The organism is Micromonospora sp. NPDC049240 (assembly GCF_040647835.1).
In the GTDB taxonomy this organism is placed as follows: Bacteria; Actinomycetota; Actinomycetes; order Mycobacteriales; family Micromonosporaceae; genus Micromonospora.
This window is the reverse complement of record NZ_JBEZCX010000008.1, coordinates 177436-188998: the sequence shown is the minus strand read 5'-3', so window position 1 is coordinate 188998 and position 11563 is coordinate 177436. Positions and strand designations below refer to the sequence as shown.

At 73.4% G+C, this 11563-nt stretch carries 14 protein-coding genes; 8 read left to right on the top strand and 6 right to left on the bottom strand.

All coding sequences use genetic code 11. The features are described from left to right. Positions 1-127: 127 nt before the first annotated feature. The 4 genes from AB0B02_RS14445 to AB0B02_RS14430 all read right to left on the bottom strand — a co-directional run bounded on the left by AB0B02_RS14445 (position 128) and on the right by AB0B02_RS14430 (position 3839). Positions 128-1159: a helix-turn-helix domain-containing protein gene (locus tag AB0B02_RS14445; protein WP_281939542.1), complete on the bottom strand. Its 1032-nt coding sequence runs from the start codon at positions 1157-1159 to the stop codon at positions 128-130. Between the two features lie 136 nt (positions 1160-1295). Then, on the bottom strand, positions 1296-1799 hold the full coding sequence (locus AB0B02_RS14440; protein ID WP_357300455.1) for a hypothetical protein: 504 nt from the start codon (positions 1797-1799) through the stop codon (positions 1296-1298). Between the two features lie 63 nt (positions 1800-1862). Further along, positions 1863-3494: an ATP-dependent DNA helicase RecQ gene (locus AB0B02_RS14435; RefSeq protein WP_281939546.1), complete on the bottom strand. Its 1632-nt coding sequence runs from the start codon at positions 3492-3494 to the stop codon at positions 1863-1865. A 222-nt stretch (positions 3495-3716) separates the two neighbouring features. Beyond that, positions 3717-3839, bottom strand: coding sequence for a hypothetical protein (locus AB0B02_RS14430; RefSeq protein WP_255563043.1), 123 nt, complete (start codon positions 3837-3839; stop codon positions 3717-3719). A gap of 138 nt (positions 3840-3977) precedes the next feature. On the opposite strand from AB0B02_RS14430, the gene AB0B02_RS14425 reads away from it, so the two are divergent. Continuing rightward, on the top strand, positions 3978-5477 hold the full coding sequence (locus tag AB0B02_RS14425; protein ID WP_281939548.1) for a glycoside hydrolase family 3 N-terminal domain-containing protein: 1500 nt from the start codon (positions 3978-3980) through the stop codon (positions 5475-5477). 46 nt (positions 5478-5523) lie between these two features. Here the strand turns inward: AB0B02_RS14425 and AB0B02_RS14420 are convergent, their stop codons facing one another. Together AB0B02_RS14420 and AB0B02_RS14415 are read right to left on the bottom strand one after the other, a co-directional pair. Then, a complete protein-coding gene (locus AB0B02_RS14420) occupies positions 5524-5811 on the bottom strand; it encodes a GNAT family N-acetyltransferase (RefSeq protein WP_281939550.1) in 288 nt (95 codons plus the stop codon). Beyond that, on the bottom strand, positions 5808-7034 hold the full coding sequence (locus tag AB0B02_RS14415) for a cysteine desulfurase-like protein (protein WP_281939552.1): 1227 nt from the start codon (positions 7032-7034) through the stop codon (positions 5808-5810). The genes AB0B02_RS14420 and AB0B02_RS14415 overlap by 4 nt, the downstream gene beginning before the upstream one ends. Positions 7035-7093: 59 nt before the next feature. Here AB0B02_RS14415 and AB0B02_RS14410 point away from each other — a divergent pair, with 59 nt between their 5' ends. The 7 genes from AB0B02_RS14410 to AB0B02_RS14380 all read left to right on the top strand — a co-directional run bounded on the left by AB0B02_RS14410 (position 7094) and on the right by AB0B02_RS14380 (position 11466). Then, on the top strand, positions 7094-7459 hold the full coding sequence (locus AB0B02_RS14410) for a hypothetical protein (protein WP_281939554.1): 366 nt from the start codon (positions 7094-7096) through the stop codon (positions 7457-7459). 77 nt (positions 7460-7536) lie between these two features. Then, positions 7537-8358, top strand: coding sequence for a DUF1206 domain-containing protein (locus tag AB0B02_RS14405; protein WP_281939557.1), 822 nt, complete (start codon positions 7537-7539; stop codon positions 8356-8358). Positions 8359-8436: 78 nt separating this feature from the next. After that, positions 8437-9633 (top strand): mechanosensitive ion channel family protein, encoded by a 1197-nt coding sequence (locus AB0B02_RS14400; protein ID WP_281939559.1) that lies wholly within the window; start codon positions 8437-8439, stop codon positions 9631-9633. 275 nt (positions 9634-9908) lie between these two features. Further along, positions 9909-10343 carry a phage holin family protein gene (locus AB0B02_RS14395; protein ID WP_281939561.1) on the top strand — a complete coding sequence of 145 codons (435 nt, stop codon included), beginning with the start codon at positions 9909-9911 and terminating at the stop codon, positions 10341-10343. Next, positions 10340-10705, top strand: coding sequence for a DUF3618 domain-containing protein (locus AB0B02_RS14390; protein ID WP_281939563.1), 366 nt, complete (start codon positions 10340-10342; stop codon positions 10703-10705). Before AB0B02_RS14395 ends, AB0B02_RS14390 begins: the two co-directional genes overlap by 4 nt. Next, on the top strand, positions 10702-10974 hold the full coding sequence (locus tag AB0B02_RS14385) for a DUF4235 domain-containing protein (RefSeq protein WP_107160738.1): 273 nt from the start codon (positions 10702-10704) through the stop codon (positions 10972-10974). Before AB0B02_RS14390 ends, AB0B02_RS14385 begins: the two co-directional genes overlap by 4 nt. Before the next feature lie 288 nt (positions 10975-11262). Beyond that, on the top strand, positions 11263-11466 hold the full coding sequence (locus tag AB0B02_RS14380) for a cold-shock protein (RefSeq protein WP_091424054.1): 204 nt from the start codon (positions 11263-11265) through the stop codon (positions 11464-11466). The last annotated feature ends 97 nt before the right edge of the window (positions 11467-11563 follow it).

Below are 11563 nucleotides of genomic sequence, written 5' to 3'. Positions count from 1 at the left end.
CCCGGGTGCCGTCCGATGCGGCGCGAGGGGATCACCGGGCGGCCGCCCGCGGCTGGACCGCCGCGGGCGCCACGCCACGGCCCCCCGTTACCAGCGGGTCGTCACCGTCGCCGGTGGCGGCCCGGGTTCATTGTGTCCGGGTCGAGTTGACTTCGGATGCCGTGCTGTTGACGATCCGTGCCTGTTCCAGGTGACGCGTCCGGAACGCCTGCGGCGTCTCCGCCTGGGTGGCCCGGAAGGCGCGGCTGAAGTGGGCCTTGTCCCGGAACCCCCAGCGGCCGGCGATGACTTGGATCGACCGGTCGGCCAGCGCCGGGTCGGCGAGGTCGCGCCGGCACCGGGCCAGCCGCTCGTCCCGGATGTACGCCGCGACGGTGGTCTCCTCGTCCTCGAAGAGCCGGTGCAGGGACCGCACCGACAGGTGGTGGGCGTCGGCGATCGTGCCGGGGCCCAGCGTCACGTCGCCGAGGTGCTGCCGGACGTACGCGTGCACCTGGGCGAGCAGCGCGCGGCGCCGGACGTCGGTCGGCACCGCCTCCTCGGAGACCAGGTGGCGACCGAGCAGCGTGGCGATCAGGTCGAGCGCGACGCCGCCCAGCCGGTCCGCGTCGACCGCGTGGTACTGGTCCGGATGGCTGGTGATCCGGATGAGGTAGTCGGCCAGCAGCGCGCCGATCCCCTCGGCGCCGGACATCCGGCTGGCGAACAGCGGGGTGAGCCGGCGGTGCGGCAGCGGCAGCGCGTCGTACGGGATGAGCGCCGCGATCGACGCGGCGGACCGGTCGTCGGCACGGTCGGTGTGGTGGCTGAGTTCCTGCGGCCGGGCGCAGTCGTAGAAGGTGAGGTCGCCCGGTGGGCAGACCCCCCGCTGCCCGTCCTGGTCGGCGATGCCGGTGCCGTTGAGCGTCAGCGCCAGCACGTAGCAGTCGGCGTCGGAGCGGCTGATCAGCTTGCGGGTCCGGATGCCGTCCAGCGACGGGTAGCGGTGCCGGATGAGCTGGATCGGCCCCAGTTCGAGGAACTCGGCCCGCGCCTCGAAGTTGTCGGCGTGCTCGGTGTGGACGCGCATCAGCGTGGGCGTCTGGGCGAGCATCTCCAGCCAGAGCCCGAAGCGGTCGGCGGCGGGTATCTGCGCCGTGTCGAAGATCTGCGCTTGCATCGGTGTGTCCATGAACGACCCCCGTGGTCTGTCGACATCCCTCCACAAACACGACGCCCCACGGGGCCGAAATGCGGCACCCGTGGGGCGTGACGTCCGTCATTGACGAACGTGGAAGCCTCTGTTAACTCTGCGTTCAGTCGTTGAGCACGTGGGAGAGTCGGTCCCGGAACCGGCGCTCGGAGTCGCTCACCACGTCCCCGCCGATGCCCAGGATGCCGCCGGTGGAGGCGGCGCCCACCACCTGCTCGGCGATCTCCACCAGCCAGTGCCGGTACGCTCCGGCCTGCCCCTCGTCCACCTTGCCGGTGAGCAGGGCGGAGGCCTGGCCGGCCCGGGTGAGCACGTCCTCGATCATCGCGGTCGGGTCGTCCGGCGTGATGACCGGCAGTTCCGCGCCGGTCTCCGGGTCGCCGACCCGGGAGACGATCTCGCCGGCCACGGCGGCCACCAGCGGGCTGGCCGACTCCCGGCCGGCGGCGATGGTCTCCAGCCCGGCCGCGTTCTCGGCCATGGTGCGCCGGGTGCCGTCGGACTCGGCGGCCGCCGCCGCGGTGAGCACCGACTGCGGCAGCCCCACCAGCAGCCCCCACTCCTCGTCCGAGACGCCGAACCGGGTGTACGCCGGCTGCTCGATCACGATCAGGTTCCTTTCGCCGCGGTCGTCGTTGTCGACGGGCACCGTCGCGGTGCCCGAATCAGGCTAGTCCAGCTCCAGCAGGCCCTGTTCGGACACCACGCGCACGGACAGCGTCTTGTAGCCCACCTCGTCGAAGAGCACCGTCATCCGGCCCTCCTCATAGCTGAGCACCAGGCCCGACCCCCACTCGGCGTGGCGGACCTGACTGTGCACCGGGAACGGCCCGACCGCGCCGTCGTTGGCCACGCTGGTGCCGGCGTGGCAGTTGTCGCAGTGGCCGCAGACCTCGCTCATCTGCTCACCGAAGTACGCCAGCAGCGCCTGCCCGCGGCAGCCGGTGGTCTCGGCGAACGCGCGCATCATGTCGGTCCGCGACCGGGTCACGGTCTGCTGCCGTTCGGCCTCGGCGCGCGCGGCCCGGCCGGCCTCGGCGGCGTCCGGCGCGTAGCGGGGCACCCCGACGCGTTGCCGGGCGCGGGGCTCGGCGGCGCCGATCTGCTCCAGCAGGGAGAGGTACTGGCCGAGCTTGCGCGGGCCCAGCCCGGTCAGCTCACGCAGTTCCTTGCGGGTGCGGGCCTTGCTCCGCAGCACCGCGGCCAGGTCGGACAGTTCCTTCTCGTCGGGCAGCCCGCCGCTGAAGTAGCGCTGGAGGCCGACGTCCTCGGAGCGCCACAGCAGCAGCACCCGGGACGGGGAGCCGTCCCGGCCGGCGCGGCCGATCTCCTGGAAGTAGCTGTCCGGCGAGTCGGGCAGCGCCATGTGCACCACCCAGGCGATGTTCGGCTTGTCGATGCCCATGCCGAACGCCGAGGTGGCCACCATGATGGGCACCCGGTCGGCGAGGAACGCCTCGTGCAGCTCGTGCCGCGCCGCGGTGGGCATGCCGCCGTGGTAGAACTCGGACGGGAAACCTGCCTTGGTCAGTCGCTCGGCCAGTTCCTCGGCCGCGCGCCGGGTCGGCACGTAGATGATGCCGGGCCGCTCGTCGTCGCGCAGCAGCGCGACCAGCCGCCGCCACCGGTAGTCCTCGGTCGGGCAGTGGGCCACCTCGAGGAACAGGTTCGGCCGGTCCAGCCCGGAGACCACCACCTCGGGCTCGCGCAGCCGCAGCCGGGCGATGATGTCGTCGCGCACCGGGGGCGAGGCGGTGGCGGTCAGCGCCACCACCGGCGGCCGGCCGAGCCCGTCGATCAGGTGGCCGAGCGCGAGGTAGTCCGGCCGGAAGTCGTGGCCCCAGGACGAGATGCAGTGCGCCTCGTCGATCGCCACCAGCGCCGGGGACAGCGAGCGGACCTCGGCCAGCCGGTCCGGGTTGCTCAGCGCCTCGGGCGTGATGAACAGGAACTCGGCCCGGCCGGCCCGGACGTCCTCGATCGCCTCGGCCTGCTGGGCGGCGCTCTCGTCCGAGCTGATCCGCACCGCGCGCAGCTCGGGCCGTTGCCGCTCGTTGAGCGCGGCGATCTGGTCCTGCTGGAGCGCGAGCAGCGGGGAGATGACCACGGTCGGGCCGGGGATCAGGCTGGCCGGGATCTGGTAGATCGCCGACTTGCCGGCGCCGGTGGGGAGCACCACCAGGGCGTCGTGGCGCTGCATGACGGCGCGCATGGCGGCCAGCTGGTTGGGCCGCAACGCGGTCCAGCCGAACAGGTTCTTCGCCGCGCGGCGCAGAGTGGTGGCGTGCCTGGTCAGTTTCATCAAGCGCCTCAGCTACCCCCGGAGTCCGACCCCGAAACCGGCCTCGGCGATCACCGCAGTCGGGGCAGCACGTGGCGGATGGTAGTGGTCGGAGATCCACAGTGCCTCGAAGCCGGCGTGTGCTCCTGACTGGACAGGAAGTAACCGATCTTCATGCGCCTCACCCTCCGCCGTGTCGGGACACCGACACCCCTACCCCGGCGGGCCCTGTCGTACCGGGTGTCAGCGGCGGAACATGGCCCGGATCGCGATCAGCAGGAAGAGCGCGCCGACCACCAGGCCGAGCAGGCGTACGCCGGGGATGTCGGCGGCGCCGGTGGCGTCCGCGAGCGGCAGGGCGGGCATGGACGAACTCTCCCACGGGGTGGGGCGGGACGCCAGCAGCTAACAGTAAGGATTGTTGACTATTTAGCTGCGCGGTGTGACCATGTCAGCACCCGTCGATCCCCGGCGGGTTCCGTGGGGATACGGGGGTAGCACAGCGTGAGGGAACGGATCGTGGGCGCCAGCGGAGACCTGGCGGCGCTCGCCGCCGCCGTCCTGCAACCCGGTTTCGTCGGCACCACCCCGCCGCCCTGGGTCTGCCGTTGGCTCGGCGAAGGGCTCGGCGGGGTGGTCCTGTTCGCCCGCAACGTCGTCGACCACGAGCAGGTCGCGACGCTGACGGCGAACCTGCGGGCGGAGCGGCCGGACGTGATCGTGGCGATCGACGAGGAGGCCGGCGACGTCACCCGGATCGAGTCGGCCCGGGGCAGCTCGCGGCCCGGCAACTTCGCGCTCGGCGCGGTGGACGACGCGACGCTGACCGAGGACGTCGCCCGCGACCTGGGCGCCGAGTTGGCCGCGGTCGGCATCACGCTCGACTACGCCCCGGACGCCGACGTCAACTCCAACCCGGCCAACCCGGTCATCGGGGTGCGCTCGTTCGGCGCCGACCCCGAGCTGGTCGCCCGGCACACCGCCGCCTGGGTGCGCGGCCTCCAGGCCGGCGGCGTCGCCGCCTGCGCCAAGCACTTCCCCGGGCACGGCGACACCCGGGTCGACTCCCACCTCGACCTGCCCCGCATCGGCGGCGACCGGGACCGGCTGGACGCGGTCGAGCTGGCCCCGTTCCGCGCCGCGGTCGCGGCCGGGGTCCAGGCGGTGATGACCGGCCACCTGCTGGTGCCGGCGCTCGACGAGGAGCTACCGGCCACGCTCAGCGCGCGCATCCTGGGCGGGCTGCTCCGCGAGGAGCTGGGCTTCCACGGCGTGGTGGTGACCGACGCGGTGGAGATGCGCGCGGTGTCCGACCGGTACGGCTTCGCCGGGGCGGCGGTGCGGGCGCTCGCCGCCGGCGCGGACGCGATCTGCGTGGGCGGGGAACGGGCCACCGAGGCCGACGCCCGTGAGCTGCGCGACGCGATCGTGGCCGCGGTGGTGCGCGGCGAGCTGCCGGAGGAGCGGCTGGCCGAGGCGGCGAAGCGGGTCGGTCAGCTCGCCGCGTGGAGCGTCGCCGCCCGCGCCCACCGCAGCGGTGGGCGGCCGGCCGCCGACGGGTCGCCGATCGGGCTGGCCGCCGCCCGCCGGGCCGTCCGGGTCACCGGTGACGCCGGGCTGCTGCCGCTGGCCGGGCCGGCGCACGTGGTGGAGTTCGCGCCGCCCCGCAACATCGCCATCGGTGAGGAGACCCCGTGGGGGATCGCCGCGCCGCTGGCCCACCTGACGCCGGGCACCACCACCGCCCGGTACGCCGCCGACGCCGTCCCGGCCGACCCGGCCACCGGCCCGGCCGACCGGCCGCTGGTGCTCGTGGTCCGCGACCTGCACCGGCACGGCTGGATGCGGGACGCGGTGACCCGGGCGCTGGCGGCCCGCCCGGACGCGGTGGTGGTCGAGCTGGGCGTGCCCGAGCTGGCCGCCGGTCGGGTGCACCTGGCCACCCACGGCGCCACTGCGGCGGCGGCCCGGGCCGCCGCCGAGCTGCTGGCCGGCGTCCGCTGAACTCCCGGCCCGGCCGGGTGGGGAGGTCCCCCGGTCGGGCCGGGCCTCAGGGCGCGTCGACCACCAGGTCGGCGTAGTCCGGGTGCCGTTCGATGAACGCGGCCATGAACGGGCAGCGGGGCACCACCCGGCCACCGTTGGCGCGCACCTGGTCCAGCGTGCCCCGGATCAGCGCGGCGCCCACGCCCTGCCCCTGGTAGCGGTCCTCGACCTCGGTGTGCGTGAAGACCAGCACCTCGCCGCGTGGCAGGTACGCGGTGAAGCCGGCCAGCGCGTCGTCGACCAGGATCTCGAAGCGGTGCTTGGCGGGGTTCTCCTCGACCAGGAAGCTCACCGGACCATTGTCCCCTCGCCGTCGGCCAGCCGGTCGAGTTCGGCCAGCAGCCGGTCCACCTCGTCGACCGTGTTGTAGTGGTAGACGCTGGCCCGCACCGCGCCGCCGCTGTCGCGCAGGCCCATGGCCTGGAAGTACTCGTACGCGTAGTAGTCGCCGGAGGAGAGGCAGAGGCCCGCCTCGCCGAGCGCCGCGGCGGTCTCCGCCGGGGTCCGCCCGGCCACCCGGAACGACACCGTGGGGCAGCGCCGGGCGGGCGCGCCGTACACCGTGACGAAGGGTCGGGAGGCCAGCCCGGCGAGCAGCCGGTCGAAGACCGCCTCCTCGTGCGCCTGGGCCGCGGCCAGGCCGGCGTGGACCCGTGCCCGGCGGTCGCCGGTCGCGGCCGGGTCGAGCGACGCCAGGTGGTCCACCGCGGCGGTCACGCCGGCCAGCAGCGGGAAGCTGGGCGTGCCGTACTCGAAGCGGTCCGGGACCGTGTCGGCGGAGGGCAGCAGCTTCGCCGGGCGCAGCGCCGCCCACCGTGCCGGGTCGGCGACCATCGCCGCCAGGTGCGGGCCGGACCACTTGTACGCGCTGGTGACCAGCACGTCCGCGCCCAGTGCGGCCAGGTCGGTGGGGCCGTGCGGCACCGAGTGCACCCCGTCCACGCAGACCAGGGCGCCGACCGCGTGCGCGGTCTTGGCGATCGCCGACACGTCCGGCGCGGTGCCGATCGCGTTGCTGCCGGCGGTCACCGCGACCAGCCGGGTGCGCTCGCCGACCAGGTCGGCGTACTGGCCGGCGGGCAGCTCACCGGTGGCCCGGTCGAACTCGGCCCAGCGCACCGTCGCGCCGGCCGCCTCGGCGGCCTGCACCCAGGGCCGGACGTTGGCGTCGTGGTCCAGCCGGGAGACCACCACCTCGTCGCCCGGTCGCCAGCCGGCGCCCAGCGTCCGGGCCAGCGTGTAGCTCAGCGCGGTGGCGCTGGGCCCGAGCACCACGCCCGACGGGTCCGCGCCGAGCAGGTCGGCGACCGCGGCCCGGGCGTCGGCGACCAGTTCCAGCGCGCGCCGCCCGGGCTGGAAGGCGGTGCTGCGGTTGCCCATGGCGGCGCGCATGGCGTCGGTCACCGCCTCGATCACCCCGGTCGGGGTCTGGGTGCCACCGGCGCCGTCGAAGTGGGCGAAGCCCTCGCCCAGCGCGGGATACGACCCCCGCACCCGGGCAACATCAAAAGCCATCCCCGCACCCTAGCTTGCGGGACCGGGAGCGGTGGTGGTGAGCACGTACCGTTGGGGAGGTGACGAACCGACGCGCCATCTTCCCCCCGACCCCCACCCGTCGTGCCGCCGGGCTGCTCGCCGGTCTCGCCCTCGGCGCCGCGTTGCTCGCCGGGTGCAGCTCCAACGGCGCCGACACCGACTGCGGCCTGGACGCCTGCACCATCACCTTCGACCGTGGCGTGGACGCCAGCGCCACCATCCTCGGCGTCGAGGCCAAGCTCATCGGCGCCCAGGACGACCAGGTCACCGTCGAGGTGGCCGGGGAGCAGCTCTCGCTCACCACCGGCCAGCAGGCCACCGAGGTCGGCGGCTTCCAGGTCAGCCTGGACAGCGTCACCGACCAGAACGTCACGCTGCGGGTGGCCCGCAACCCCAACAACTGATCGGATTCGGCCGGGCGGCGGTCGGTGGCGACGGGCGGTGACGTTTGGAAAACTGCACGTCGGGAGATTGAGGGCCCATGTCTCTCACCCGGAACGCCGGAGCCACCGCCGCCCAGGCCAAGAACAGCCGGTGGCTCGAACTGCTGACTCGCGCCGGTTTCATCGGCTACGGAATCGTCCACCTCCTCTTCGCCTGGCTGGCGCTACAGATCGCCTTCGGGAATTCCGGGGAGGAGGGCAACCAGAACGGCGCGCTGCGCACGCTCGGCGAGCAGCCGCTCGGCAAGTTCGTGCTGGTGGTGATCGCCGTCGGCCTCTTCGCCATGGCCATCTGGCAGGCCTCCGAGGCGCTTGTCGGTCACCAGTCCAGGACCGGCAAGGAGCGCACCTTCGAGCGGATCGCCTCGGTCGTCCGGGTGATCATCTTCGTCTGGCTGGGCTGGACCGCGATCAAGGTCGTCCAGGACGCCAGCTCCAACTCCTCGGACCAGCAGCAGCAGCTCACCGAGAAGCTGATGGCCTCCGACGGCGGCCGGTGGCTGGTCGCCCTCGCCGGTGTGGTGCTCGCCGCGGTCGGCATCGGCATGGTGATCTACGGTCTGAAGAAGAAGTTCGAGCGCAACCTCAAGACCGGTGAGATGAGCCCGAAGACCCGCCAGCTCACCCGTCGGCTCGGCATGGCCGGGTACGCCGCCCGGGGCGCCGTCTTCGCCATCGCCGGCCTGCTGATCGTGGTCGCCGCCGTCAAGTACGACCCGGAGAAGGCGCGCGGCCTGGACGCCGCCCTGCGGACGCTGCGCGACCAGGCGTACGGGCCGTGGTTGCTGGCGCTGATGGCGCTCGGCATCGCCGCGTTCGGTGTCTACTGCTTCTTCCAGTCCCGGTACCGCAAGGTCTGAGCCTGGTCGATACCCGGACCGCGGGGCACCATTGGGCCTTTGTGCCCGAATCCGCGCGGGCCGGAGGGAGAGAATGTCGTGCAGAGCTATCTGGTGACCGTCGCCGCCGCGCTCGCCGCGGCGGCGGTCGCGCTGGTGCTGGTCGAGGTGGTGCACCGGCTCACCCGCCGGCTCGGTCGCCGCTCGCTGCTGATGACCGAGCTGACCGAGCACTCGCACCGCGCGTTCCAGGTCGCCGCCACCGTGGTCGGCGTCCAGCTCGCGGTGCGGTTCACCACGCTCTACGCGGTGGGCAGCCCGTGGCGGCAGTTCGTCCTGCACACGCTGGTGCTGGCGATGATCGCCGCGGCGGCCTGGCTGGTGGCCTCGCTGCTGGTGGTGGCGGAGGACACCGCGTTGGCCCGGTTCCGGGTGGACGTGCCGAACAACCGGCACGCCCGTCGGGTACGGACCCAGGTGGTGCTGCTGCGCCGGCTGACCATCGCGGTGATCGTGATCCTCGCCGTCGGCGTGATGCTGATGACGTTCCCGGCCGTACGCGGCGTCGGCGCCGGCGTGCTCACCTCCGCCGGTGTGGTCGGTGTTGTCGCCGCGCTCGCCGCGCAGAGCCTGCTCGGCAACGTCTTCGCCGGCCTCCAGCTCGCCTTCAGCGACGCGGTACGCCTCGACGACGTGGTGGTGGTCGAGGGGGAGTGGGGCCGGATCGAGGAGCTGACGCTCAGCTACGTGGTGGTGCAGATCTGGGACGACCGCCGGTTGATCCTGCCCACCTCGTACTTCACCAGCAAGCCGTTCCAGAACTGGACCCGCACCGAGGCGGCGGTGCTCGGCACCGCCGAGTTCGACCTCGACTGGGCCATCCCCGTGCAGGCCATGCGGGAGGAGCTGCGTCGGCTCTGCGAGGGCACCGAGCTGTGGGACGGCCGGGTCTGCGTGCTCCAGGTGACCGACGCGACCGGTGGGATGGTCAAGGTCCGCGCGCTGGTCAGCGCCGCCGACGCCGGCAGCCTCTGGGACCTGCGCTGTCTGGTCCGCGAGCATTTGGTGACCTGGGTACGCGACCACCGCCCGACCGCCCTGCCCCGGCTGCGTGCCGAGGTGGGCGACGCGACCGGCCCGCTGCCCTGGCAGGTGGTGCAGCCGCGCCGGGCGGCCCGCCGGCCGGCCGACACCGAGGCGCACGACGACGCGCGGGTCTTCGGCGGCAGCGACGACGGGGACGCCCGCAGCGAGGTGTTCGTGGGCCGCGAGGACCACGCCGACGCTCGCCGCTGAGCCGTCGTACCCCCGATCGGAGCCCTCGGCCGCCCGCGCGGCGCCGGGGGTTCTCCGTGCGTGCCGAGCCTGGGGCGGACGGCCGGGGTTCGTAGCGGGCCGGGCCGGACGGGTTTGCCCGGCCGAGTTCCGGGGACCTGCTGCGCACGCCCCGGATTCCGGCTGGTCGACGCCGGGCGCCGGTGGCGCGCGGCCGGGCCGACCGGCCGCCCCGCGCAGGATTGACGGGCGGCGACTCCGGGCATACAGCGCGGTGATGAAGAAAGGAGGACAGCATGGCTGACGTCGCGAGTCACAGTACGTCCCGGACCGGGCACGAGCCGTCCACCGCGGAACTGGTGCAGCGGGCCACCGAACAGGTCACCCGTCTGGTACGGGACGAGTTGACGCTGGCCCGGGCGGAGCTGACCCAGAAGGGCAAGCACGCCGGGATCGGGATCGGTCTGTTCGGCGGCGGCGGGGTGATGGCCCTCTACGGCGCCGGCGCGCTGGTCGCCACCGTGATCCTGCTGCTGGCGCTGGTCATGCCGGCGTGGCTGGCCGCCCTGATCGTGGCGGTGGCGCTGTTCCTGCTCGCCGGGATCCTGGCGCTGGTGGGCAAGAAGCAGGTCAGCCGTGCCGTCCCGCCGGTGCCGGAGGCGACGGTCCGCAGTGTCCGGGCGGACGTCGACACGGTCACCGCCGCGGTGAAGGACGGGAGGCGGGCGTGACCGGCAACGGGAACGAGAAAGCGAACGGGAACGGGACCCCGGACGTGGCGGCGCTCCGGGAGGAGATCCGCCGGACCCGGGTGGAACTCGGTGAGACGGTGGAGCTGTTGGCGGCCCGGGCCGACCCGAAGGCGCTGGTGCGGCACTCCGCCGAGCAGGCCAAGGCGAAGGTGCGCCAGGAGGCGTCGCTGACCGTCGCCCGGGTGCGCACGCGGGCCACCGAGCGGGCCCGGCAGGTCCGGGCGCAGGCGTACGAGTCGGGTGAGGCGGTCGGGCGCAACCCGTTGCCGTGGGCGGCCGTCGCGGCCGGCGCGGTGGTGACCGTGGTGGTGCTGTTGGTGGTCCGAGGGAGGCGCAGGTGAGCGGCAGGATCGGCAAGGCGGCCTACAAGCCGGTGGGGGTGCTGCTCGGCCTGGCCGCCGGCACGGTCGCCGGAATGATCTTCCGGCAGGTCTGGAAGCTGACGGCGGGCGACGGTGACGCGCCGAGCGCCACCGACGAGGACCGCGGGTGGGGCGAGGTCCTGGCCGCCGCGGCGCTCCAGGGTGCGATCTTCTCGGCGGTGCGCGCCGCCGTGGACCGGGGCGGCGCGGTCGGCGTACGCCGGCTGACCGGGCACTGGCCGGACTGAACCAGCTCGATCGAAGGCCCCTTTCCCATCGCGTGGGAGAGGGGCCCTTCGCGCTTCCGGACCCCGGCCATCCGTCGATCTCCGGACAACTTTCAGGTCACATGTCGGAGAACTTCGTCCGGTAGGCTGTGCGAAGTTTTTGCGTACGTGGTTTGCTGTCTCACGCTGTTGCGAGACGCGTGGGTTGAGGGACGTTCCCTGCACGGGGGCCGCCTCAGGCGCCGCTGCTCGAAAACGGCCAATCGGCCGCACGGCGTGCTCGGCCGCCAGTTTTAGAAGGAGTTGCACATGGCGCAGGGAACCGTGAAGTGGTTCAACGCTGACAAGGGCTTCGGCTTCATCACCGTCGACGGCGGGGGTGCAGACGTGTTCGTCCACTTCTCGGCCATCCAGTCCAGCGGCTACCGCACGCTGGAGGAGAACCAGCGGGTGGAGTTCGAGATCGCCCAGGGTCAGAAGGGTCCGCAGGCCGAGCAGGTCCGCCCCATCTGAGCTGACACCGCGCCGGCCGCGCCGGCCGGTGCACGAAGCCCCGCATCCCGTACGGGAGGCGGGGCTTCTCCGTGTCCCGCCCGGCAGGCGTGCCGGT